This window comes from Kribbella sp. NBC_01505 (assembly GCF_045040285.1).
GTDB lineage: Bacteria > Actinomycetota > Actinomycetes > Propionibacteriales > Kribbellaceae > Kribbella.
Window position 1 is genome coordinate 5,049,853 of sequence record NZ_CP109425.1, and the last position, 22,789, is coordinate 5,072,641.

25 protein-coding genes are annotated in these 22,789 nt (G+C 67.3%); 15 read left to right on the forward strand and 10 right to left on the reverse strand.

Annotated elements, in window-relative coordinates; all coding sequences use genetic code 11:
- The first annotated feature begins 45 nt into the window (after positions 1-45).
- A complete protein-coding gene (locus tag OG474_RS23960) occupies positions 46-633 on the forward strand; it encodes a hypothetical protein (protein ID WP_405055785.1) in 588 nt (195 codons plus the stop codon).
- Here OG474_RS23960 and OG474_RS23965 read toward each other — a convergent pair.
- Positions 624-1,961 (reverse strand): hypothetical protein, encoded by a 1,338-nt coding sequence (locus OG474_RS23965; protein WP_405055786.1) that lies wholly within the window; start codon positions 1,959-1,961, stop codon positions 624-626. The genes OG474_RS23960 and OG474_RS23965 overlap by 10 nt on opposite strands.
- 174 nt (positions 1,962-2,135) lie before the next feature.
- Here OG474_RS23965 and OG474_RS23970 point away from each other — a divergent pair, with 174 nt between their 5' ends.
- The 7 genes from OG474_RS23970 to OG474_RS24000 all read left to right on the forward strand — a co-directional run bounded on the left by OG474_RS23970 (position 2,136) and on the right by OG474_RS24000 (position 9,213).
- Positions 2,136-3,386, forward strand: a complete 1,251-nt coding sequence (locus tag OG474_RS23970; protein ID WP_405055787.1) for a DUF6350 family protein — start codon at positions 2,136-2,138, stop codon at positions 3,384-3,386.
- 10 nt (positions 3,387-3,396) lie between these two features.
- Positions 3,397-4,044: a phosphoribosylglycinamide formyltransferase gene (gene purN, locus OG474_RS23975; protein WP_405055788.1), complete on the forward strand. Its 648-nt coding sequence runs from the start codon at positions 3,397-3,399 to the stop codon at positions 4,042-4,044.
- Positions 4,041-5,600, forward strand: a complete 1,560-nt coding sequence (gene purH, locus OG474_RS23980) for a bifunctional phosphoribosylaminoimidazolecarboxamide formyltransferase/IMP cyclohydrolase (RefSeq protein ID WP_405055789.1) — start codon at positions 4,041-4,043, stop codon at positions 5,598-5,600. Before purN ends, purH begins: the two co-directional genes overlap by 4 nt.
- A gap of 1,435 nt (positions 5,601-7,035) precedes the next feature.
- Positions 7,036-7,425 (forward strand): hypothetical protein, encoded by a 390-nt coding sequence (locus OG474_RS23985; RefSeq protein WP_405055790.1) that lies wholly within the window; start codon positions 7,036-7,038, stop codon positions 7,423-7,425.
- A gap of 26 nt (positions 7,426-7,451) precedes the next feature.
- Complete coding sequence (locus OG474_RS23990; protein WP_405055791.1) at positions 7,452-7,994, forward strand: DUF1707 domain-containing protein; 543 nt, start codon at positions 7,452-7,454, stop codon at positions 7,992-7,994.
- Positions 7,995-8,408: 414 nt separating this feature from the next.
- Positions 8,409-8,756, forward strand: coding sequence for an RNHCP domain-containing protein (locus OG474_RS23995; RefSeq protein WP_405064608.1), 348 nt, complete (start codon positions 8,409-8,411; stop codon positions 8,754-8,756).
- Positions 8,746-9,213 (forward strand): HIT family protein, encoded by a 468-nt coding sequence (locus OG474_RS24000; protein ID WP_405055792.1) that lies wholly within the window; start codon positions 8,746-8,748, stop codon positions 9,211-9,213. Before OG474_RS23995 ends, OG474_RS24000 begins: the two co-directional genes overlap by 11 nt.
- Here OG474_RS24000 and OG474_RS24005 read toward each other — a convergent pair.
- The gene (locus OG474_RS24005) at positions 9,203-10,048 is read right to left on the reverse strand and encodes a transglutaminase-like domain-containing protein (RefSeq protein WP_405055793.1); all 846 of its coding nucleotides are present in this window, start codon (positions 10,046-10,048) and stop codon (positions 9,203-9,205) included. The genes OG474_RS24000 and OG474_RS24005 overlap by 11 nt on opposite strands.
- Before the next feature lie 103 nt (positions 10,049-10,151).
- On the opposite strand from OG474_RS24005, the gene OG474_RS24010 reads away from it, so the two are divergent.
- On the forward strand, positions 10,152-10,448 hold the full coding sequence (locus tag OG474_RS24010) for a chorismate mutase (protein ID WP_405055794.1): 297 nt from the start codon (positions 10,152-10,154) through the stop codon (positions 10,446-10,448).
- A 61-nt stretch (positions 10,449-10,509) separates the two neighbouring features.
- Here the strand turns inward: OG474_RS24010 and OG474_RS24015 are convergent, their stop codons facing one another.
- Positions 10,510-11,190 carry a hypothetical protein gene (locus OG474_RS24015; protein WP_405055795.1) on the reverse strand — a complete coding sequence of 227 codons (681 nt, stop codon included), beginning with the start codon at positions 11,188-11,190 and terminating at the stop codon, positions 10,510-10,512.
- Between the two features lie 631 nt (positions 11,191-11,821).
- Here OG474_RS24015 and OG474_RS24020 point away from each other — a divergent pair.
- Positions 11,822-12,745 (forward strand): alpha/beta hydrolase family protein, encoded by a 924-nt coding sequence (locus OG474_RS24020; RefSeq protein ID WP_405055796.1) that lies wholly within the window; start codon positions 11,822-11,824, stop codon positions 12,743-12,745.
- A 13-nt stretch (positions 12,746-12,758) separates the two neighbouring features.
- Here the strand turns inward: OG474_RS24020 and OG474_RS24025 are convergent, their stop codons facing one another.
- Both OG474_RS24025 and OG474_RS24030 read right to left on the reverse strand, forming a co-directional pair.
- Positions 12,759-13,031 carry a DUF3017 domain-containing protein gene (locus tag OG474_RS24025; RefSeq protein WP_405055797.1) on the reverse strand — a complete coding sequence of 91 codons (273 nt, stop codon included), beginning with the start codon at positions 13,029-13,031 and terminating at the stop codon, positions 12,759-12,761.
- A gap of 7 nt (positions 13,032-13,038) precedes the next feature.
- Complete coding sequence (locus OG474_RS24030) at positions 13,039-13,899, reverse strand: bifunctional methylenetetrahydrofolate dehydrogenase/methenyltetrahydrofolate cyclohydrolase (RefSeq protein ID WP_405055798.1); 861 nt, start codon at positions 13,897-13,899, stop codon at positions 13,039-13,041.
- Positions 13,900-14,040: 141 nt separating this feature from the next.
- Here OG474_RS24030 and OG474_RS24035 point away from each other — a divergent pair, with 141 nt between their 5' ends.
- Complete coding sequence (locus OG474_RS24035) at positions 14,041-14,577, forward strand: RICIN domain-containing protein (protein ID WP_405055799.1); 537 nt, start codon at positions 14,041-14,043, stop codon at positions 14,575-14,577.
- A 19-nt stretch (positions 14,578-14,596) separates the two neighbouring features.
- On the opposite strand, the gene OG474_RS24040 is transcribed toward OG474_RS24035, so the two are convergent.
- Positions 14,597-16,162: an ABC-F family ATP-binding cassette domain-containing protein gene (locus OG474_RS24040; RefSeq protein ID WP_405055800.1), complete on the reverse strand. Its 1,566-nt coding sequence runs from the start codon at positions 16,160-16,162 to the stop codon at positions 14,597-14,599.
- A 236-nt stretch (positions 16,163-16,398) separates the two neighbouring features.
- Between OG474_RS24040 and OG474_RS24045 the strand changes: the two genes are divergently transcribed.
- Complete coding sequence (locus OG474_RS24045) at positions 16,399-16,704, forward strand: pirin-like C-terminal cupin domain-containing protein (protein WP_405055801.1); 306 nt, start codon at positions 16,399-16,401, stop codon at positions 16,702-16,704.
- Between the two features lie 22 nt (positions 16,705-16,726).
- On the opposite strand, the gene OG474_RS24050 is transcribed toward OG474_RS24045, so the two are convergent.
- The gene (locus OG474_RS24050) at positions 16,727-17,302 is read right to left on the reverse strand and encodes an HD family hydrolase (protein ID WP_405055802.1); all 576 of its coding nucleotides are present in this window, start codon (positions 17,300-17,302) and stop codon (positions 16,727-16,729) included.
- A 559-nt stretch (positions 17,303-17,861) separates the two neighbouring features.
- On the opposite strand from OG474_RS24050, the gene OG474_RS24055 reads away from it, so the two are divergent.
- A complete protein-coding gene (locus OG474_RS24055; RefSeq protein WP_405055803.1) occupies positions 17,862-18,464 on the forward strand; it encodes a hypothetical protein in 603 nt (200 codons plus the stop codon).
- A gap of 41 nt (positions 18,465-18,505) precedes the next feature.
- On the opposite strand, the gene OG474_RS24060 is transcribed toward OG474_RS24055, so the two are convergent.
- Complete coding sequence (locus OG474_RS24060; RefSeq protein ID WP_405055804.1) at positions 18,506-18,937, reverse strand: VOC family protein; 432 nt, start codon at positions 18,935-18,937, stop codon at positions 18,506-18,508.
- 77 nt (positions 18,938-19,014) lie between these two features.
- On the opposite strand from OG474_RS24060, the gene OG474_RS24065 reads away from it, so the two are divergent.
- Both OG474_RS24065 and OG474_RS24070 read left to right on the forward strand, forming a co-directional pair.
- Positions 19,015-19,659 (forward strand): TetR/AcrR family transcriptional regulator, encoded by a 645-nt coding sequence (locus OG474_RS24065; RefSeq protein WP_405055805.1) that lies wholly within the window; start codon positions 19,015-19,017, stop codon positions 19,657-19,659.
- A 129-nt stretch (positions 19,660-19,788) separates the two neighbouring features.
- Entirely contained in the window at positions 19,789-20,802 is a 1,014-nt protein-coding gene (locus tag OG474_RS24070) for a hypothetical protein (protein ID WP_405055806.1), read from the forward strand.
- 4 nt (positions 20,803-20,806) lie between these two features.
- On the opposite strand, the gene OG474_RS24075 is transcribed toward OG474_RS24070, so the two are convergent.
- Both OG474_RS24075 and OG474_RS24080 read right to left on the reverse strand, forming a co-directional pair.
- On the reverse strand, positions 20,807-21,469 hold the full coding sequence (locus OG474_RS24075) for a phosphotransferase (protein ID WP_405055807.1): 663 nt from the start codon (positions 21,467-21,469) through the stop codon (positions 20,807-20,809).
- Positions 21,470-22,744, reverse strand: coding sequence for a glycoside hydrolase family 18 protein (locus OG474_RS24080; RefSeq protein ID WP_405055808.1), 1,275 nt, complete (start codon positions 22,742-22,744; stop codon positions 21,470-21,472).
- Positions 22,745-22,789: the final 45 nt, after the last annotated feature.

Consider the following 22,789-nt stretch of genomic DNA (forward strand, 5'->3'; position numbering starts at 1 on the left):
TTTGTCTTCCGGGGCTTTCGCGTGTCCGGCGGGGTAAAATTCGGTGTGGAGAAGTACAACGTAGGTGACCTCGTGATCCTGGAGTACGACGAGGCTGTCCGCAAGCGCCCCGGAATGTACTTCCGGGTGGGCTTCGACAGCCCGAGATTCCCCACCAACGTGCTGGAAGCCGTGGCTGGTCATGCCTTGCATCCGGCCGCCGCGGTTGCCTTTGCTACACACACACTGCACAGCACGCTCGACATCCTCGACGACCGCAGCTTCACGATCACGACGCTGTGCCCGCAGGACCTGTCGGCCGACGGGTACTACGACTCGTTGCTGACGCCGGAGTGGTGGCTGCTGGCCGCCGCCGCGGCGCTCTCGGATCGCGGAGTCGTTGAGGTCTGGTCCGACGAAGTCGGATTCCGGCAGGAGCTGGCCGGAATCCGGCCCTCGTCGCCGAGACAGCTGTACGACGCTCCTGCGGGCAGCGGACTGCGCGTCGAACTGCATCTGGATCCGGCCGTCGTAGGTCCGGACTTCGTGTTTCCGTCCGTGCAGGGACTCGATCTGCACGGACCGGAGTGTGATCAGCCGGCCCGGGGCGGGGCAGTGGTGTTCCGGGACCTGCGAGAGGTGACCTACTTGTAGGTGGCGGAGCGTTCGGTGGCTCGGCGGAGGGTGTCGAGGAAGGCGGCGTCGGAGATGTCGAGGTCGGGGAGGACCGGGTAGAGCAGGTAGACGGCGTGGTTGCCGGAGGCGGCGACGCCGATGCGGAACTTGGCCTTCTTGCCGTCGCCGGTGTCGAAGGAGGCTTCCCAGGCCTCGCCCTGGATGCCGCCGCTGGCGAGGGTGCCGGAGGAGGTGACCTTGGCGGTGGAGACCTTCTTCTGGCAGCCGTCGACGTTCTTGCGGACCTGGCCGACGTACGAGGCCGCCGCGGCCGGGGTCGTGAACTGGGCGACGGTGTCGTCGAGGCCGAACTCGGTCGGGACCTTGGCGCCGGGCGCGAGGTAGGTCTGGGTGGCGTACTTGGTCGCCTTGGCCTTCTTCGGGTCGGTCTGCTCGCACTGGGTGGTGTTGCCGACCTTGCCGGGGGTGCTGACCCACGGCTTGTCGACGGCCGCGATGATCGGCAGCTCGGCCGGGGCCATGAAGCCGGCCGGCTCGGCTGTCGGCAGCAGGCTGCCCTTGGCAGCGGGAGTGCCGGAGCCGCAGCCGCCGGTCTGCGGGCAGATCTTCTGCAGGGCCGTGCCGGTCGCGCCCAGGACGGTGTCCGGCTTCGGCGGAGCGGTGGCGTTGGTGTCGTGCTCGACCACCAGCGTGGCCTGGCCGGCCAGCGTGACCGAGATGGTCCGGTACCGCGTCTTGGCGCCGACCGCCTGCCCGAAGACCACGATCCAGCCCTTGTCGCCCATTCCGCTGAGCGTGTAGCTGGTGTTCAGCCGGATCCGCTTCTCGGCGGCGCACTGGCTGAACCATCCGACGATCGTGTTGTACGACTTCTCCGCGGCGGCCGCGTCGTTCGACACCTCGACGTACTGGACCGCGGAGTCCGCGGTGGCCGGGTTGGTGAACTTGCGCACCCACGTCCGCAGTCCGGACGGGTCGGCGAACCGCTGCGACTGGCACACGTAGTCGTGGTCACCGGCGCCACTGCCGTCGGCGGTCGAGCTGACCGTCCATGTGCCGCGGCCGAGCGCCTTCGCGCCCTCCGCGTCCAGGAGGCCCTTGTCGTCGGCGAGCACCTTGGAGTCGCTCGACTTGTCGTCGCCCGGGCCCTTACCGCTCTTCTTGGGGTCGCCGGAGGAGTCGTCGCCACCGAAGGCGTTCAACGCGGCGATACCGCCGCCACCGACCAGAACCACCACCGCCACACCGGCGGCGATCGTCTGGTTCCGCTTACGCGCCTTCTCCCGGCGTGCTTCCCGGGCAGCGGCGCGACCGCCGCCACGTTGTGCGCGGTGGGAACCGGCCAAAGCTCGACCTCCTGAGTGATTCCACCCGACAGTACTGGGTGGACCCTGTTCGCCCACACTCAGCTACCCCGGACACCAGGCCGGAGACCCTGCGTAAGCAAGCGCGCTGAAGTCTCCCATATCCGGCGTGTCTGGTGCAGCCGTGTCCAGCAGCGGAGCGACCATGGGAGTCAGATGACCGACATGCTCAGCCGCCCGGGCGCCCCCGGCGGCGATTCTGCCCCTCCGCCCGGCCCAGTGGACGCCGTACCGACCAAGCCGGTAATCGTGTCCGCGGTGCTGTCGGCGGGAGCATGCCTGCTCACCGGTCTGCTCACCTGTACGGCGGTCGCCGTGATCGGCTGGCTCGCCGCGACCTTCGGTGGCGCCTCCGGTGCGATCCGGGCTGGTGCCTCCGCCTGGCTGGTCGCGCACAAGGCCGGTGTGACGCTCGGAGCGGGCACCATCTCGATCGCACCGCTCGGTCTGACCCTCTTCTTCGCCTGGTGCCTCTACCGCGGCGGCAAGTCCGCCGCCCGCAGCAGTGGGGCCGACCAGACCAAGGATCTGATCCTCCTGTCCGCTGTGTACGCCGGTGTCTACGGTCTGGGCGGTCTGATCGTGGCCCTGCTCACGGCTGACGGCGCACTGCACGTCTCACCGCTCTCCGCCTTCCTGGGGACCACCTCACTCGCTGTGGTCGCCGGAACAGTCGGAGTGCTGGTCGAGTCCGGTGCGGCCGCGGACATCGCCGATGCGACCCCGCCTGGCCTGCGCGACGCCGTACCGGCTGCTGCAGCTGCTGTGCTGACCGTGATCGCGGTCGCCTCGGTCCTGTACGGCGTACTGCTCGCGATCCACTTCTCCCGCGTCACCGCGATGCTGGAGCTGCTCGATGCCGGAGTGATCGGGTCGATCGTGCTGTTCGCGCTCTGCCTGATGCTGGTGCCGAACATGATCCTGTACGGCGTCTCCTTCCTGGCCGGGCCCGGTTTCCAGCTCGGCACGGGGACGACGATCGCTCCGACCGGCGTGGACGTCGGAAATCTGCCCGCGCTCCCGCTGCTCGCCGCCGTACCGGCTGACGGCTCCACTCCGACCTATCTACTCGTGCTGACGGCTCTGGTGCCGCTGGGCGCCGGTGCGGTGGCCGGACTGATCGTCGTACGGCGTGGGCGCGCGGAGCAGCACGCTGATGCGCTCGGCTGGGATGCGTTCGCGCTACGCGGCGGAATCGCGGCAGTACTCGCCGGAGTGGCCTTCTACGTACTGATGGCGCTGTCCGGTGGTTCGGCCGGGCCAGGGCGGATGGCGGCGGTCGGGATCCCGGCCGCGCTGCCGGCGGCCGGCGTACTGACGGCGGGGATGGCGATCGGGGCCGCGATCACCGCGGCCGTGGTGGCTGCCCGCCGACCGGCTGAACCGGAGCCTGAACCCGAGCGATAGGCTTCCCGGCGTGACAGACCCGGTTGCCCCCACCCCAACTGTGCCTTCTTTTGGGCTAGCCCGGCTCGTCGTGCTCGTGTCCGGCTCCGGGTCGAACCTGCAGGCCCTCCTCGACGCTGCCGCCGATCCGGCGTACGGCGCCCAGGTGGTTGCCGTCGGTGCCGACCGTGACGGGACCGTGGGCCTGGAGCGGGCCGAGGCCGCCGGGGTGCCGACGTTCGTGCACAAGGTCAAGGACCACGCCGAGCGGGCCGACTGGGACAAGGCGTTGACCGCGTCGGTGTCGCAGTACAAGCCGGATCTGATCGTGTCGGCCGGGTTCCTGAAGCTGGTCGGGGACGACTTCCTGGCCGCGTTCGGCGACCGCTACATCAACACCCACAACGCGCTGCTGCCCGCGTTCCCCGGGATTCACGGGCCGCGGGACGCGCTCGCGTACGGCGTCAAGGTCGCCGGCGCCACCCTGTTCTTCGTCGACGGCGGCGTCGACACCGGCCCGATCATCGGGCAGGTCGTCGTACCGGTCGAGGACGACGACACCGAGGAAACCCTCACCGAGCGGATCAAGGAGGTCGAACGCCGCCAACTGGTCGAGTGGGTCGGCCGACTGGTTCGTCAGGGCTGGACCATCACCGGACGAAAGGTTCGACTGAAGTGAGCACCGACCGCAGGCCGATCCGCCGGGCGCTGATCAGCGTCTACGACAAGACCGGTCTGGAGGAGCTCGCCACCGCGCTGCACACCGCCGGTGTCCAGCTGGTGTCGACCGGTTCCACCGCGGCGCGGATCGCCGCGGCCGGGGTGCCGGTGACCAAGGTCGAGGAGCTGACCGGGTTCCCGGAGTGCCTCGACGGGCGCGTGAAGACGCTGCACCCGAAGGTCCACGCCGGCCTGCTGGCCGACGTCCGGAAGGCCGACCACGTCGAGCAGCTGGCCGAGATGCGGGTCGAGCCCTTCGACCTCCTGGTCAGCAACCTGTACCCGTTCACCCAGACGGTCGCCTCCGGCGCCTCGGTCGACGAGTGCGTCGAGCAGATCGACATCGGCGGCCCGTCGATGGTTCGCGGTGCCGCCAAGAACCACGCGAACGTCGCCGTACTGACGTCGCCGGCGCAGTACGACCAGCTCTACACCGTGCTCGACGAGGGCGGCTTCTCGCTCGAGGAGCGCAAGAAGCTGGCCGCCGCGGCCTTCATCCACACCGCCGAGTACGACGTCGCGGTCGCCTCCTGGATGAGCAGCGTGCTCACCGACTCCAGCGAAGGCTCGGGCTTCCCGGCCTGGGTCGGCTCGGCCTGGGACAAGAAGGCAGTGCTCCGGTACGGCGAGAACCCGCACCAGCCGGCCGCCCTGTACGTGAACGGCCGCGGCGGACTGGCTGCCGCCGGGCAGTTGCACGGCAAGGAGATGTCGTACAACAACTACGTCGACTCCGACGCGGCCCGCCGTACGGCGTATGACTTCGCCGAACCGGCCGTCGCGATCATCAAGCACGCCAACCCCTGCGGTATCGCGGTCGGCGCGGACATCGCCGAGGCACACCGCCGGGCGCACGAGTGCGACCCGGTCTCGGCGTACGGCGGCGTCATCGCCACCAACCGCCCGGTCACCGTCGAGCTCGCCAAGCAGGTCGCGGAGATCTTCACCGAGGTCCTTGTCGCCCCGGCCTTCGAAGACGGCGCCGTCGAGGTCCTCCAGGCCAAGAAGAACATCCGCCTGCTGGTGGCCCCCGCGGTCTCCGGCTCCGAAACCGTCGAGATGCGCCCGATCAGCGGCGGCCTGCTCCTGCAGCACACCGACCGCTTCCAGGCTCCCGGCGACGACCCCTCCGCCTGGACGCTGGCGGCCGGTTCACCAGCTTCACCTGAACTCCTGGCCGACCTCGCGTTCGCCTGGAAGGCGTGCCGCGCGGTCAAGTCCAACGCCATCCTCCTGGCCGCCGACGGCGCCTCGGTCGGCGTCGGCATGGGCCAGGTCAACCGCGTCGACTCCTGCCGCCTGGCCGTCTCCCGAGCCGGCGACCGCGCAGTCGGCTCCGTCGCCGCCTCCGACGCCTTCTTCCCGTTCCCCGACGGCCTAGAGGTCCTCATCGAAGGCGGCGTCAAAGCAGTAGTCCAGCCCGGCGGCTCCATCCGCGACGACGCCGCCATCGAAGCCGCCACCAAGGCCGGCCTCACCATGTACTTCACCAACACCCGCCACTTCTTCCACTAGCACGCCGCCCGCAACGCGGGTGTGTGGGCTCATCGCGCCTTTGTGGTGACCTACTGCCACCCAGCGGCAGTAGGCCCCCGCAAAGCGGGGTTGGTGTCCCCGATTTGCGCCGTACCGGGCAGGCCGGTTGCGTATGCGGTGGCTGGTCGCCGCGGCGTCCGATCCGGAGTCACCATCCGGGGGCTTGAACAAGTTCTGGTGGCCTTGAACTAGGTATGACCTGTTCACGCCCACCGCCGGGTGTTCACGCCCCCTGCTTGTGGCCGCGGCGAGGTTGCGCAGTGGCGCCTCTCGCGAGGGTGGCAACTGTCGGGCTGGGGAGCCGTCCCCCGGAGCCCGACGCGAAGAACCTCCCCCAGTGCTGCTGGCCCCTCGCCATCACTGGCGGCCGCAGACATGAAGTTGGGGCCGCAGACATGAAGCTGGGGCCGGAGACCTCTGGCAACAGGTCTCCAGGAACCACAAGGTGTCTCGCGCCATTGGTGGTGGCCCGAGAGCATCCACCTGGCCTCAGGCAGCGTTCGTCGTGGTCTTCGGACGCCGACCACCTCGGCCAGGGCTGGGCCGGTTCACCGATGATTGCTGCCGGTATTTGGCAGTAGAACCCCGTGAACCTGCGGCTGGTCGGGGTTTGTGGGTGTTTGCGGGGATCTACTGCCGCTGGGAGGCAGTGGCTCCCCGCAAAGAGAGCTGTGCCCCCGAATCGCGCCGCACCGGACAGGCCGGACACGCACACGGTGGCTGGCCGCCGCGGCGGCCGATTTACTGAAGCGCTAAGCGGGCGTGGTCTGTGGCTGAGGGGGATGGCGAGGCCGGTGACCGCGTGCCCGGTTGTTTGAGCTTCCGGGCTTGGGTTGCGGTCCCGGAAAATGAGGGGATCTCCCCGCAAGTTGACCGTTCTCCCCTCAAATTTTGAGCAGAGAAGGGTCAACTTGAACGGATATCCAGCCAAATTTCCGCGGGCCAGCCAGCCAGGCAGGCAGGCAGGCAGGCAGGCAGGCAGGCGACCCGAACCGCAGTGGTCAACCGCGGCGGCGAGTCACCTGACAGGCCTCCTGCTCGTCGGGAGCAACCACAGCCCGTCAGCCACAGGCGACGGGGAACCTCGGTCACCGGCCTCGCCATCCGGCCCAGCCACAGACCCGCCCAGCCACCCGTCTCAGTAAATCCGGCCGCAGCGGCGACCAGCCACCGTGTACGCCATCGGCCGAATCCGAGCGGCGGGATGGGACGAGCACCTTCGGGGAGGAGGGGTTCCTGTCCAGACAAAGCCCTCAGCCACCGCGGCCGATCACCTGCCGCGATACCGCTCCCCAAACCGGTCTGGAGAGCAACAGCCGCCAAATCGCAACAGGCACCCAGCGGCAGTAGTCATCCGTCAACTGTGGTGGCTGCGAGAGCGGTAGGACCTGCAAAGGCGCATTACCCTTTCTGGATGGTTGATGAGGTGGTGGCTGTCCGGGAGGAAGGCGAGACCGCCGTACCGCATGCGTGGCGAGGAACCCTCGGTGCGATCGTCGACTCGCTCATCCGCGGCGACGCCTGCATCGGCCAGGGCATCGACAACGTCGATCCGCTCCCCGAAGACACGTCGACGTCCTGCCGCGAGAACGTCGCGGCGTACGGACCGGTCACCCTGATCCCACTCCCGGAAGCAACCTGGGACACCTCGATCGCCATGTGGTGGCACGAGAACCGCTGGAACTGCCTCGTCGACCTCTGGACCGCCGAAGAAGGCCGCAGCGACCTCGTCCTGGAACTCCAAGTCTTCGAAGACCCCAAAACCTTCTTCCGCTTCAACCCCCAACTCGTCTACGTCCCCTAGCCCAAGTCCGGCAGTAGAGTGAATCGGTGACCGCTCAGCCGCACGATCCATCGGCACCTATCACCGAGGCCGACCGCGATGCCGCCGTACAGCGTCTGCAGGATGCGTACGCCGAGGGGCACCTGACCCGCGAGGATTTCGACGAACGCCTGCACCAGGCACTCGTCCTCAAGACCCATGACGAACTCGCGACCACCCTGGCCACGCTCCCGGCGCTCGCGCCGCCGACCACCGCCACGATCGGTGCCGCGAGTGGGCGGATCAAACGGAGCGGTGCCTGGCGGGTCCCGCGGAACCTCAAGGTCGAGTCCGCCTTCGGCTCGGTGCGGCTCGATCTCTCCCGGGCGATCATCGAGGACCCGGTCGTCGACATCGAGCTCCAGCTCGGCACCGGCCAAGCCAGGATCACCGTGCCCCGGAACGCGATCGTCGAGTACGACGGCCTCCAGGCCGGCTGGAAAGAGACCCGCTACAAGCCCTCGCGGCACCCGCAAGCCGGCGGCCCGACGATCCGGATCTCCGGCGCCATCGGCTTCGGCCGGCTGAAGATCCGCCATTCCCGCCGCTGAGCGAAACTCCGTTGCCTCCGACCGCCGGCCCTCGTACGTTGAGCCGGTGCCTCACCTGAGGCCGCCGAGCTGCCCGGGAGGTGACGTGCGCCCTTATCGCCGTACTGCGGCTGACGCTGTCTGACAGGGGACGACGCCGACGTCAGTGAGACTGGATGACACCTACCGGTGGCACGTGGGGGAACCTGCGTGACAGTGGCCGGGACAAAGAACACAACCCCGGCAGTGGTCCGGATTCAGGGATGGAACAAGCCCTGATGAAGTAGGAACCGGAAGTAATCGCCCGCTCCAGAGGTGGGCGGTGAATCGCGTCCCTCCCCAGTTCAAGCCTGAGATTCCCTGCCTGCAAGGACGAGAGCACACGGAACCCTGCACCTCCGAGTCAAGCAACTTCGACTCGCGAGGAGCAGCACCATCAGCAGATCGACCGAGAACACCGGGTTCACCTGTGCCTATTGCGCGGCGCCGGTGACGCCCCTGACCAATGGCAGCTACCGCAACCACTGCCCGCAGTGCCTGTACTCGCTCCACGTGGACCTCGTCCCCGGGGACCGGGCAAACTCGTGCCGCGCGCTCATGCGCCCTGTCATGGTGGAACATCATCCTGCCAAGGGATACATGCTCGTCCACGAATGCCTGACCTGTGGTGCCCGCCATCGCAACCGGGTAGCGCAGGATTCCCGCCAACCCGACGACCTCGACCAGCTCCTCACCCTCCTCCCCGAACCCATCCGCAAGAATCGGAGTACCCATGGACGTTGAAGGTTGTCTCGGCTGCGATGTCGTCTCCGGACGTCTGCAGGTGCCGGGCGGACTCATCCACGAGACGCCGCACTGGGTCGTGAACCACGTGGTCGGTTCGATGAACCTGGGCACGCTGGTGCTGAGTCCCCGCGACCACGTGATTGCCGTTGCTGAGTTGACGGTTGAGGCGGCCGACGAGTTCGGCTCGCTGGTACGACGTACCGCGCAGGTCGTGGATTCGATCCTGGATCCCGAGCAGACGTACGTGAGTTCGTGGGCGCACAGGGACGACGGCCGTAAGCACCTGCATATCGTCGTACAGCCGGTGACCAGTGCGACGGTCGCCGAGTACGGCGGTGCCCGGTCGGAGCAGCTCCAGGCGGCGATGCTGCTGTCGGGCAAGGAGCCGGATCGTGGAGAGGTCGAGCGGTTCGCCGCCACGGCCGCCGAGCGTTTCGGGGAGCTCAGCGGGTGAGGTCGACGGTGACCGGTGGATCCCCGTACGGCGATAGCTGGGTGACCGTCGATCCCGGCCGGAGCCTCGTCTCGAACTGTCGCTCCAGCTGATCCTCCGCCTCCGAGTCGCCCGCGTCGGCAGCCAGCAGCAGCCGGGCGATCGCGTCGGCATCGGGATCCGTGATCCCGGTGTCGACCACGTCCCACAGCAGCGCCTCGTGACCGTAGCGGTGCAGAACTTCCATCACGACGTACATCCGGATGAACGTTGGACCGGAGAACTCCGATCCCGGAGCGACGCCGTACCGGGTGGGATCGAGACGGCCGGCACGATAGCCCGTCCAGACCTCCGCGGCGGTCTCGAACGGCGCACCGTCGCCGGTCGGCAGATCGCGGACGTCGAACGAACGCGTCCCCGGCCGGAGCTCAGGATCGAACCGCTGCCACCGGACGCCGTTCCACCATTCAGCGACGACGTGATCACCGCAGAAGTCCGGGGCGAAGGTGAAGCCTACGCGGCTGCGAGCCGGCGTTCCTCGCTCGCGAAGAGCGGCGACCGCGAGCAGGGCATGGTCCCGGCAGCATCCCGCGACCCGATCGCCCGGCGGCCGTGGAGCCAGCAGCGGGCCGGGGTGCCGGGCCTGATCGAGATCCAGGATGGCCGAGATCCAGCGCGCGTTGATCTCACCGCGACGCTCGTCGCGCAGCAGGTGCGCCTCGGCGCGATAGTGCAGCACAAGGTTGTTGACGATCGCGCAGATCTCCTCCATCCCGGCCGGCTCACGCAGCAGTTGCGCGTGCCGGCCGGGATCGGAGAAAGCGGAATGCCGCGCGAACCGGTCCAGAGTGGTCATGGACCGATCCTGCCTGGATTTCTGTCGACATTTCAGGCATTTATCGTGCCTCGACGGACAACCGGAAGCGGCCCGGCGCCGAACCATAGGTCAAAGTAGAGCCGTGACCGATCCAGATGCCCTGACCGAACTCACCCGCCTGCGCGGCACGATCGACAACATCGACGCCGCCCTCGTGCACCTGCTCGCCGAGCGCTTCAAGTGCACCCAGCAGGTAGGCGAACTCAAGGCCCGCAGCAGCCTCCCCCCGGCCGACAAGACCCGCGAGGAACGCCAGATCACCCGCCTCCGCGCCCTCGCCGTCGACGCCGGCCTGGACCCGGTCTTCGCCGAGAAGTTCCTCAACTTCATCATCGCCGAGGTCATCCACCACCACGAACGCATAGCCGAACGAAAATGATCGGTGTCAGCTCAGCAGAGATCCCGTGGGTCGCCAGCATTACATTGTGAACCGACGGCGATCAGTAAATGCCGAAGGTGATCTTGTAGCCATCCTGCGTCGGTGCGCCGAAGTACTCCACCCCAACCAGGTCGGGGCGGCCCTCCTTGATGAGCAGTGCCTCCACCAACCCGCGGTCAGCCGCGATCCGCGCGCCGGCGTGACGGTCGGGGAAAACCATTGCGAAAGCGGCGGATGAGGCTGCTGTGCGGCGCGATGCTGGTTTGCGCCTCGGTTTTGCCGCGTTCTTTTCTCTGTCGCGGATAGATTGAAGAGCGTTCTTCGACATTTTGTTGCCGTAGCTGCCCGGCCACTGGTGGGTTCGCTCAAAATATGCGATCGCCGAGGCTGAGTTGCCGCGACTCCGCTCCAGGCGGCCGAGTGCGTACAGCGCCCAAGCGGTCGTGTCGGACTCGTCATCGTCGAGCAATTCCAGCAAAAGGGACTCGGCGCGATCCTGATGGATCGCGCTTCCCGTACTCAACACGTCCACCAGAATTTGTCGCGCGGACAGGGACCTGTGTTGGTCGCCGTACCGGATCGCAAGTGAGTAGAACTTGTCCGCAGCAGCGAGGCGGTACCTCTTCTGCATCTGCGACCCGATCTCCATCGCGGCCCGCGGACTGAATCTGGCGATGACCCATCGGATCAGAACGAGCCTCGCTATGACCCACCACAGCGCATCGACAAGGTTGTTCTTCACAAGCCCCCCACTACTCCGAGCGCCAACAGTAGTTCACGGTCGATCGCAATGGACCGATGATGGCAGGAAGAGGTCTCGCGGGCGAAAAGTTCCTCAACTTCATCATCGCCGAGGTCATCCACCACCACGAACGCATAGCCGAACGAAAATGATCAGCCCGCGCCGCTTCAGCTGAGCAAGAGCCGCTCATCCCCGAAGCTGGCAACAATCTCGAGCCGCCCGCCCAGCGCCTCGACATACTTCCGGATCCTGCTGAGCTCGGACCGGGCCAGCTCACCACGCTCGATCTTCTGCCACCTTGCACGGAAGATTAGAACCTTCGAGTTCTAGAACCCAAAAGTACTAATCTCGTCAACTTCCGTTGAGCAACGCCGTGGCAGGTTGCTGTCGGGGGGATCTTTGAGGGGTGCGGGGCTGGGAAGATTGGGGGATGTGGACCCGACGGAGTTTTCTCGCCCTGTCCAGCTTGGCGGCCACCTTGCCGGTGGCGAATCTTGCGCATGCCACCTCGGCCGATCTCACTTTGCGGTTGCCGGCTCCTACCGGGCCGCACCGGCTCGGCGTTCGAACAATCCAGCTCACGCAGAAGGGGAGGACTGATCCTTGGAACGGGGCTCCCGATCGGGATGTGATGATCAGCGTCTTCTACCCGGCGCTGACGACGCGCGGGTATTCGGTCGCGCCGCAGATGACACCCCAGGCGGCCGGGACCTTCAATCAGTTCGACGCGCCGTTCCTGCACTCGCTGCCCACGTCAGGGGTCAACTGGGCGGCCACTCTCACCCATTCATACGTCGATGCGCCTGCTCTGCCGGGACGTCGTCCCGTCATCCTCTACTCGCCGGGCGGTATCGACCCGAGGACCCTCGGCACCGGCACTGCCGAGGAGCTCGCCAGTCACGGCTACATCGTGATCACCATCGATCACCCCGGCGAGACCTCTGAGGTCGAGCTCGCGACCGGCAAGCTGCGGACGATCGAGGTGCCGCCGACCGCGCCGACCGATCCGGTGTTGTTGCGGTTGATGATCTCGACCCGGCTGGCCGACATCACCTTCGTGCTCTCGCAGTTGAAGACCATCGATCTGCCGCTCGACCTGCGCCGGGTCGGCATCTACGGTCACTCAGCCGGTGGCGCCACCGCGGCTCAGGCGCTCTACGAGAACCCTGTCCTCAAGTCGGCGATCAACCTCGAGGGCTACCTGGACTACCTGCCGTTCAATCCCGGCGACCCCAACGAGCTCTTCCCGATCGCCGAGCACGGCACCGACCGGCCGCTCCAGCTGACCGGCACCGACGGCTACCGCGACGCGCGCTTCGACAGTTCCTGGTCGGCTGTGCTCAGTCACGGAGGCCCAGTACGCCGTACCGAACTCACGAACGCCAACCATTGGGTGTTCACCGACCTCGGCACGATGATCCCGCAATGCCAGCAGGCGGGCCTGATGACCGCGGAAGCCCGCGCCAAACAGATCGGCACGATCACGCCGGCCCGCTCGGTGCCCTGGATCCGCAACAGCGTCCGGTCGTTCTTCGACCGAACCCTGCACTGCTAGGCGGTCGAGAAGATCAGGCGGGGACGATCAGACCGAGGGTGGCGATGGCCACGGCGGCCAGGAACAGGAACGCCGTGTCGAACATCCGGCCGCGGACGTGCAGCAGGCCCGCGGCGCGGTCGGAGAGGGTGACTCGGAGGAGGGCTGCCAGGCCGGGCGCGGCGGCGAAGGTCAGGATGCCGTTGCGCCAGTTGTAGAACGTGAGGATGACGAGGCCGGTGGCCCCAACCAGCAGGGACAGGGCCAGCGGCCATTCGGTGGTACGGCGCTGAGCTTCGCCCGCCATCAGCACGTCACGCTCGCTTCGGAGCGGCCTCGGCGGCCTCGACGACGTTGGTGAGGAGCATGGCCCGGGTCATCGGGCCGATGCCGCCGGGCATCGGGGCGATCCAGGCGGCCTGGTCGCGCGCGGCCGGGCCGATGTCGCCGACGATCTTGCCTTCGGCGCTGCGGCTGGTGCCGACGTCGAGGAGGACCGCGCCGGGCTTGACCATGTCTGCGGTGATCAGGCCGGCCGATCCGGCAGCGGCGATCACGATGTCGCCGGTGCGGACGACGGCGGCCAGGTCGGTGGTGCCGGTGTGGCACTGGGTGACGGTGGCGTTCTCGGAGCGTCGCGTGAAGAGCAGGCCCATCGGGCGACCGGCAGTGACGCCCCGGCCGACGACAACCACGTGCGCGCCCGCGATCGGTACGTCGTACCGGCGGAGCAGCTCGACGCAGCCCTTCGGGGTGCAGGGGAGCGGGCCGTCCTGGCCGAGGACGAGCTTGCCGAGGCTGACCGGGTGCAGGCCGTCGGCGTCCTTGAGCGGGTCGATCAGCCCGAGGATCGTGTTGGTGTCGACGTGCTTGGGCAGCGGGAGCTGGACGATGAAGCCGGTGCAGGCCGGGTCGTCGTTGAGCTTCTGGACCTCGGCCGCGATCTCTTCCTGCGTCGTGGTGACCGGCAGTTCGACCTGGATCGAAGCGATCCCGACCGCGGCGCAGTCGCGGTGCTTCCCGGCGACGTAGGCCCGGCTGCCCGGGTCGTCGCCGACCAGGATCGTTCCCAGGCCGGGAACCACTCCTTGCTCCGCCAGCTTCGCGACCCGGACCTTCAGTTCGTCCTTGATCGCCGCCGCCGTCGCCTTGCCATCCAGAATCTGCGCGGTCACGAGGCAAGAGTCTGCCATGCCGGATAGCGAACGCCTTCCAGCCTGCTGGAAACGGTGGTCCGGCGGCGTCGAGTTATCTACGGTTATCGAGAAAGATCTTCGAGATATCGAAGATATCGACATTCATGTGAGGGGATCTCGATGCGCATCAAGGCGAAACTCGCGATGGCGGTCGTCGTAGGAGTGGCGGCGCTCGCGGGGCCGGTGGCGGCCTCGGCCGCGCCGGCGCCGGCGCCCGTGGCGGGCAAGGCGACCCTGATTCCGGGGCAGCCGTTGGTGAAGCCGACGCAGAAGGCGGCGGCGGCCGACTGGGGCTATCTCCGGAACGAGGCGACCGGTCGGTGCCTGGAGGAGCGGCCCGGCCGGGCCATCGGCACCGGCGGGGTGCCCTGCCGGCTCGACAACGACCAGACCTGGCAGTGGCAGTACATGGGTGATGTCAGTGGAGTCGCAACCTGGCAGCTGGTGAACAGGTCCACCAACAACTGTCTCGACGGCGCCAACGGCGGGGTCTACAGCAACCCGTGCAATAGCGGGATCTACCAGGGCTGGATTCGGTACCAGAGCGGCGCGATCCAGCACCTCGGCTCCAACGGCACCGTGCTCCTGGACAGCAATGCGCAGGGGTCGGCCTATCTGCTCGCCGACAACGGCAGCGGCTATCAGCGGTGGTACTGATAGCCGCTGCCTAACGCCTTCAGAGGCGTAGTTCGGGCCAGTCGGTCAGGTCGCGGAGCAACTGCCGGTCGTGGGTGGCGACGACGACCGCAGCCGGCGTGGTCCGCAATGCTGACGTGAGTTCGTCGACGAGGGCGATGGACAGGTGGTTGGTCGGCTCATCCAGCAGTACGACGTGGGGCCGTGCCGCGAGCAGGATGGCCAGATCGAGTCGGCGCTGCTGGCCGATCGACAGTTCACCAACCGGCCGCGACGACTCCCGGGAACCCAGCAGGCCAAGCTCACTGAGCGAAACCGGGTCAGTCAGGTGACCGACCGCTGCGTGGTACACCTCGTATGCAGGTCGGTCACTTGGCGCGGAAGACTCCTGGCGAAGCCATCCGATCCGGACGTTCGGAGCCGACTGGCCAGCGAGGATCGACAGCAGGGTCGACTTGCCCGAGCCGTTCGGACCGGTCACGAGTAGCCGGTCACCCGACTGCAGCAGAACCGGCGCGACCGGTGCCAGCCGACCGGGTACGCCGATGTCCGTGGCTTGGACCAGAGTCGCGCCCCGCCGGGACCCCAGCGACGGCATCCGGAATCGAATCGGCGGCCGCGGAATCTCGATCACATGCGCATCGAGATCCTCCTGTCGACGATGAACCGCCCGGACCAGTCCAGGTGCACGTGTTGCCCGAGCGTGCCGTCCGGTGCCCTTGGGGGGACGCCAGCCGGTAGACAGTCGGTTCTGTGCCGTCGACAGGTCGTCGGCCAGCCGCTGCCGCTCGGCCACCTGCGTGCGGTACTCCTCCTCCCAACGGTCCCGTTCGGCCGAACGACCTTCCTGATAGCCGCGATAGCCATCGCCGTACGTGCGTGGCAATCCATCGCTCGTCGGATCCAGATCGAGAATCGCCGTGGCGACATCCGACAGCAGCGCCCGGTCGTGGCTGACCAGCACCACCCCGCCCGGATGCGCCCGCAACTCAGCGGTCAGATAGGCAAGACCCTCCGTATCCAAATGGTTGGTTGGTTCGTCGAGCAGCAGTAGTTCGTGACCGGCGCCGAGCAGGCAAGCCAGCCGGATCCGGTACCGCTGCCCGACCGACAACGTCGACAACACCCGGCTCCGATCATCGATCGCGCTCAACGCAGCGAGTGCGATGTCGACCCGCCGATCGGCATCCCAGGCGTCCAAGGCTTCAGCAACGGCAAGCGCCTCGGCGTAGCGGTCGTCCGCGCCAACTGCCTGTTCAGCAAGGGCAACCGTCGCCGCGTCGAACGCAGCCAAAGCAGCCCGTACGTCGGTCAGTTCGACGTCGATGAGGTCGCCGACAGTCCGGTCGTCGCCGACCGGCATCTCCTGGTCGGCGATCCCGATCCCACCGGTACGACGTACCTCGCCCGCGTCGGGGACGAGTCGTCCGGCCAGGATCTGGAGCAGTGTGGTCTTGCCGCGACCGTTCTCGCCGACGACACCGAGCCGGTCACCGGCCGAGACGGTCAGATCGACGCCGTTCAGAACGGTGTGACCGCCTCGGGCGATCGTCAGGCCGGCCGCGGCCAGATGTGCTCGGGCGCGAGTAGATATGGCGATGGTCATGCTTCCTCCGAAGCGAAACCCGGACAGAGCTCTGCCCTGGTTCAGGGTCGTGAATGGACAGCGGAACGCGAGAACCGCGGCAGGGCCCGATCGGGCGCCGCGGGGTCCGGGCTGTCAGAGGAAGTAGAGATATTGCATGTCGACGACCGTAGCAAGACGCCGCGGGAATGTCAGCTGAGTTGTCAGGGTTCCGGTAGATGGTTTATTCTTGAACTATCCAGCCAGGAGGAGACCGCGTGCTGGCCGGCCAAGGCACGGACGGCGCCGAGCGTCGTCCGTTCCGCAAGGGCCAACTGGCCGTCTTCGGTCCGGGCGACACGATCCGTACGGCGGCCGCCCAGAACCAGCCGCAGGCCGAGCCGAACCTCGACGTACTGGTCATCGGCGGCCGTCCGATTCGCGAGCCGATCGCGATGGCCGGGCCGTTCGTGATGAACACCCGCGCCGAGGTGGTGCAGGCGTTCGAGGACTTCCAGGCCGGCAAACTCGGCTCGATCCCGGCCGTCCACGGCCTCGGCACAGAGCTACACCAGTCCAACTGACATAGGCCCTTTGGGGCAAGTGCTACCGGTTGCGCCAGGCGAGCGGCGAGACCGTTAGAGCGGCCTCGGCGAGGCGTTGACCGAAGTCGGTCTTGATCTTGGAGCGGGAGGATTCGATCCAACCATCGACTCGGGTGTAGCCGGACTCGCGGTACTCGACGGCCTGCATGAGACATTCGAGTCGGTCGGCATCCTTGGCGCAGCGGGCTTCGAGACTGTCTTGGCCCTCGTACTCGGCTACTGCCTCGCGGATGCTCTTGGCGGCGTTGTCGGGCAGCGTGGCGATCTGGTCTTCGGTGATGCGCTCGTTCGAGGCCACCTCGACGTAGGGCCGTGCGCTGTGGGGGATGTCGCCGATCCGGGTCTCTTGGGAGTCGTGCCACATGCCCATGTAGGCAGCACGCGCAGGGTCGCCGCCCTCTTCCGCGGCGATCAGCGCAGCGAGCTGGGCCACCCGAAGACTGTGCTCGGAAACCGATTCGGGGTCGCGGACGCCGGCATGCCACCAACCGGATCGGCGGAGGCGCTTCAGGACGCCCATCTCGTAAGCGAAGGCGATGGTGCCAGAAGCGTCCTGATCTGTCGTGTCGTCTGCCACGATTGTCCCTTCGTCAGCGGCCAGCGAGTTGCACGGCGTACCGCAAGTTAATCAACTCGTCCCTCGTCTCGCGGTCGAACCCTATGGCGAGAGCTTCCTCAACGCGCTGCCCCGTCGTCAGTCGGAGTTTCTGGTCCCGTTTCAGTAGATCGGGCCGTGCGAGAAACAGCACCCACAGGCTGTGAACGTTCAGCTGACTGTGCAAGTCATGAGCTGATGGAGTCCAGGGACACGGACCTGCTGCCTACGGTATTCGATGACGAAGAGTTCCGTATGTACTTCTGGCGTCAGCGTCCTGATGTGTGGTGGTGGAGCCAAGGCGACACCGTCAACCTCAGTGCCCCAGATGGGTCATGGGCGCAGGTGCAGGCCGGATCCTTGTTGATGATCGGCCCCCGGGACCTTTGGAATGAGGCTGAACAAGCACACGCCCGATGGATCGACGCAGGTCGTCCACCTCTGTCTACCTGGACGGTGCAGGTGACCGCGGACGGCGGGACGCAGGTCGAACTGCCGTAGGCGGCACCAACTGAACTGCGGGAGGGCATAGCCTTCGGCGGTGACGACGATCGCGGAGCGGAACCGGCGGTGGGTCGAGATCTTCTTCGCGATGCTGGCGGCCGTTGTGCTGCTGGGTTTCGGCTATGTGAGCCTGGGCTTGAACACCTACTTGCCGGACGTCGACGTCACCGATCAGTCGGTCCGACCGGGGCAGGCGAGAGATACGACCTGGTACGTCATGTTCGCCGTCATCGTGGTGGCCATGATCGTCTGCACCGGTACGCCACGGCGTGCCGGTCGGTCGTTCTGGACGGCGAAGGGGCCGGTCGGCCCGGCTGTCGTCCAAGCGGTGAGCGGTCTGATCGCGCTCGTCGGGGTGCTGATCGCAGCGGCGTTCTTCAACATTCTGCCGGCCGACCTCGAGGAAAGCCCGTGCCGGTACGGCGGTAGTTGCTGGCCGCACGATCCGCAGATGTACGCGTCGGCCGTGCCCGGCCTGATCGGCGCGTTGGCGTTGTTCGTGATGGGCTGCCTGGTCGTCTGGGTGCCCTGGTGGGTCCGCGCGCTCACCCCGGTCGTGCTCTGGGTGGCCGCCGTACTCACCCTGCACGCGATCTGGGTGCCTGTCCTGCTGCCGATCTTCACCGGCCCACCCAGGTGAGGGGGTCCGCCGCTCCCCACGATCCGGCGGACCCCGCAACCTCAGACAGCCTGACCGCGGCCCGGCGTACTCGACATGTCTTCGCCGTGCTTCTCCCGGCTGTACAGGTGGATCTCCAGACCGTCCGGGTCATGGAAGATGACGATCCACCCGATGGTGGCGAGCAGGATCTGATGCTCGATCCCGAGCTCGGTCAGGTGCGCGCCCCACGCGTCGGCCGCGGCCTTGTCCTTGATCCCGAACGACACCGGGTCGAACCCGGACAGCCCGGCGACATCAGGCCGTTCGCGCAGCGCGAGCCCCGAGTTCCCCAGCCCGGCGGCCTGGTAGGCGACTCCCCGGACGACCCCGCCCTCGTCCGGGAACTCGTACATCGGCGTGAGCTCGAAGACCCGCTCGTACCAGCCGCGCGCGGCGGCGAGGTCGCTCACCGGAAGCTTGACCCCGAAGATCCCGTCCAGTGCTGCCCGCATCCCTGTCTCCCCCTATGATTGAACCACGTGCAATTAGTTTGAAGCTCGATCCACTGAATTGTCAAGGAGGTTCGCCGGTGCCGGAGAAACGCCGCTACTCGAGCACGCTCCGCAGCGAGCAGACCGCGCTCGCCCGCAGTCGCGTCCTGGCCGCCGCCGAGCAGCTCTTCCTCGATCGCGGCTACCTCGGTACGACGCTCGCCGCGATCGCCGGCGCGGCCGAGGTCAGCGTGCAGACCGTCTACAACGTGATCGGCGGCAAACCCGCCGTACTGAAGGCCGTGTACGACGTCGCGCTGGCCGGCGACGATGAGCCGATCCCGCTGAACGATCGGCCGGTGTACCAGGCGATCCGGGCCGCGACCGATCCGCGCGAGTGCCTGACGCTGTATGCCTCGGTCGCCCGGCAGATAGCCGAACGGACCAACTCCCTCGTCCGGATGGCTCGCGCACAGGCGGCCGGTGGCGACAAGGACCTGGCCGAGTACCTAGGCACCTTGGACAAGGAGCTCGAGTTCGGCAGCCGCGCGATCGCCGGTCATCTCCAGGACCGGTTCGGTCTGCGCGTCGACCTGGAGACAGCGACCGACATCTTCTGGTCGATCAACGGCTCCGACCTGCCCGACCGCCTGGTCAACCAACGCGGCTGGACCTGGGACCACTACGAGACTTGGCTCGCCAACTCCCTGCACGACCTGCTCATCGCTCAGCCGTCCGGATAGAACTGGGTTGGACCAATCGGCTCCCCTCAGCAGGCGGAGGTACCGGGCACCTCTCTGAGCCCCGCGGTGATGGCCCCGCGGAGCTGTGAATATGTGGGCGATCCAGTGTCTGCAGCAGGAGGAAGTCCCATGCGTCCCAGGTCCGTGCTGTCCCTGTTGGTCGTCGGCGTGCTGACGACGACCGTCCTGGCGACGGATGGCTCGGTCGCTGTGCCCGCGCCGGACTGCGTCCGGGCTCTGCTGCCGACGTTGCCGGGGTCGGTCAATACCACCGTCGACGCAGGTGACCCGGACAACTACTTTCAGGTCGGCCGCTCCCAAGGAGCCAACGGCCGGTACAGCCTGGTGCGCTGGAGCGCCGGCAAGGCCTCCGATCTGGGTCCGCTCGGCGCGTCCGTTCCGACCGGGGTGAGCTACAACGGCGACGTCATCGGCAATGCGCCGGCAGGCGACGGGTGGCAAGGCTGGCGGTTGCGGAACGGAGTCCGTACGGCGTTGCCGACACCCGCCGGGTTTGCCGGCGCGACCGCGGAGGCCATCAACAGTTCGGGGGTGATCGCCGGGACCGCCTACGACGCGGACGGTTGGAACACCCGCGCGGTGGCCTGGTCGGTGGACGGCAAGGTTCGGGTCCTGGAGACCCAGAACGGCTACAACAACTTCAAGGCGGCCGACATCGGCTCGGACGGCACGGTCGTCGGGACAGCCTCTCGCTGGGACGTTCCGAACGGGCAGTTGCAGGACGAGATTTTCGTCCGCTGGACCTCGTCCGGCTATGTCCAGCGAGTCGGTTCGCTGGGCAGTTCGGGCCAAGCCGTCGTCGGCGAGCGGTCCGTGGCGGCGGGTCTGGTGGCCGGGCGCCCGACAGTCTTCCTCGGATATCCCTCGTACGACGAGATGCCCGTGGCCGGTACCGGCCCGGTTCACGACGTCACGATCAACTCGATCAGAATCCTGGTGCTGCTGGGAACCCGGCACGATCTCGGCGTGGTCGACCTCGATACCGGAGTGAAGCAGCTACTGCCCTTGGAGGACCCGACGGTCAACGGCGGTGCGGCGACCGTTCTGACCGAAACGGTGAAGGTCTACGGCACCGATTTCGCCCGCGACCGGCAGACACCGGTGCGCTGGGACTGCGCCTGATCGCCTAGGCGGTGTTCGGATCGAAGGCGCCGGAGTTGTCCAGGTCGATGTAGGACTGGATCCGCGGGTCGTCGTAGTCGCCGCCGTAGGCCGCGACAAACGCGCGGGCCGCCGGTAGTCCGCCGTACTGGGGGTTGCGGCCGGTCAGGCTCTTCACCATCAGCGCGAGGTCGAGGTACCGGTCGCCGGTGCCGAGGCGGCCGACGTCGAGGACGCCACAGAACCTCAGGGTCTCGGGGTCGACGAAGACGTTCGGCGCGCAGTAGTCGCCATGGGTCACGGCATCGCCCGCGCCCGGGAACGGCGATGTGAAGGGGCAGCCGGGCAAGGAATCCAGCTGACGCAGGCCCTCCGCGAGCGCGGTGATCACGGCCGGCCGATCGGCCTCCGCCCAGTCGTCGGAGACGTCCCGGCCGGGCAGCTCGGCGGTCAGCAGCCAATTGTTGCCTCGGTCAACGACCCTCGGGCAGGGGAATCCGGTGGAGCTCAGCCATTCCATCCGATCCGCCTCGTCGCTGATCGCGGTGGCGATCGGGCCTTCGCCCGTCTTGTAGTACAGGCGTTCACCGGCCCGGTCGAGCCGAACGACAGTCGCCCCCGACATACCGGCGAGGATCGGTTCGGCGCCGGAAGCGCCGAACCGATCCATCAGTTTCTGAAGATCCACTCAGCGAAGATTACGGTGCAACGCCGAGATGAGCTCCCCATTTGATGTGTCACCGTCGAGCGACCAGATCATCGCGCCGCCGAGGTTGCGCTGCGAGATGTACTGCGCCTTGCGCTTCATCTCGGTCGGGTCGTCCCAGGTCCAGAACGTGGTCCCGTCGAAGAGCCAGGCGAAGCCGGCCTTGGTGTCACGGTGGACCGTGAACGAAGAGAGCTTCGTCTTCAGGATCCGGTAGTCCTCGTAGCCGGCCTCGTACGTCGCCGGCGCGGGGCCGGTGGCGTTCTGGAACAGGCCGTTGTTCGCGTTCGTCACGCCGGTCCAGCCGCGGGAGTAGAACGGAACCCCCAGCACGACCTTGCTCCGCGGCGCACCGCGGGTCAGGTAGGCGTCGACCGTGACCTGCGAGCTGAACTCGGCCGCCGTCGGGTCACCCTTCGGCCCGTCGACCGAGGACTGCTGGTTGGTCTGCGGGTCCCAGGCGCCGTGGTAGTCGTAGCCCTGCAGGGTCCCGAAGGTCAGGTCCTTGAAGATCTTCCTGACCTCGAACCCCCGGTCGACCTGAGCCGGGTCCGCCGGGAGGAATGCGGTCAGGTTGTAGCGGCCCTTGAACGGCCACGACAACTGGTCGAGCTGCTTGCGGTACTCGTGCACCAGACCGGTGAAGTTCTGCTTGTCCTCGGGCCGGATCACGTTGCCCGGGTTGCCTTCGCTGGACGGCCATTCCCAGTCCAGGTCGATCCCGTCGAAGATGCCCTTCGCGGCACCGGCCGGCAGACCGGGGATGTTGCCCTTGATCCACAGGTCGGTGCAGGACTTCACGCTGGCGGCCCGGGTGGCCGGCAGTGCCGCGTTCGAGAAGTACTTCGAGCCGGTCCAGCCGCCGAGCGAGATGCTGATCCGCAGCTTCGGGTACTTCGCCTTCAACTGCTTGAGCTGGTTCAGGTTGCCCTTGAGCGCCTGGTCCGGCGCATCGGCCTTACCGCTGACGCTCTGCGCGGCGGTGAACGCCCGCTGGTAGTCGGCGTTCGGGTCGCTGCTGTAGCAGTTGCCCTGCTCGTCGAGGAACCCGAACGCGTAGTTGATGTGGGTCAGCCGGGCGGCCGCCCCGTTCTTCACCAGGTCACTGACCAGGAAGTTCCGGTCGTACCCGCTCCACTGCGTGTAATAGCCCACCACACGCTGACTGCTGCCATGAGCTTCGGCCGGTACGGCGGTCGTTCCGGCCGCCAGCACGGCGGCCGAGGCCACCAACAGTCCAATACTTCGGCGCTTCATGTAACTCCCTGTCGGGCGGTCAAGGGACAGATGCCGTCACAGTAG

Coding starts and splice junctions, on each gene's coding strand:
- OG474_RS23970 (WP_405055787.1), top strand. CDS start 2,136: ATGACCGACATGCTCAGCCGCCCGGGCGCCCCCGGCGGCGATTCTGCC.
- OG474_RS23985 (WP_405055790.1), top strand. CDS start 7,036: ATGGTTGATGAGGTGGTGGCTGTCCGGGAGGAAGGCGAGACCGCCGTA.
- OG474_RS24000 (WP_405055792.1), top strand. CDS start 8,746: ATGGACGTTGAAGGTTGTCTCGGCTGCGATGTCGTCTCCGGACGTCTG.
- OG474_RS24005 (WP_405055793.1), bottom strand. CDS start 10,048: ATGACCACTCTGGACCGGTTCGCGCGGCATTCCGCTTTCTCCGATCCC.
- OG474_RS24020 (WP_405055796.1), top strand. CDS start 11,822: ATGATCAGCGTCTTCTACCCGGCGCTGACGACGCGCGGGTATTCGGTC.
- OG474_RS24025 (WP_405055797.1), bottom strand. CDS start 13,031: ATGGCGGGCGAAGCTCAGCGCCGTACCACCGAATGGCCGCTGGCCCTG.
- OG474_RS24035 (WP_405055799.1), top strand. CDS start 14,041: ATGCGCATCAAGGCGAAACTCGCGATGGCGGTCGTCGTAGGAGTGGCG.
- OG474_RS24040 (WP_405055800.1), bottom strand. CDS start 16,162: ATGACCATCGCCATATCTACTCGCGCCCGAGCACATCTGGCCGCGGCC.
- OG474_RS24060 (WP_405055804.1), bottom strand. CDS start 18,937: ATGCGGGCAGCACTGGACGGGATCTTCGGGGTCAAGCTTCCGGTGAGC.
- OG474_RS24070 (WP_405055806.1), top strand. CDS start 19,789: ATGCGTCCCAGGTCCGTGCTGTCCCTGTTGGTCGTCGGCGTGCTGACG.
- OG474_RS24080 (WP_405055808.1), bottom strand. CDS start 22,744: ATGAAGCGCCGAAGTATTGGACTGTTGGTGGCCTCGGCCGCCGTGCTG.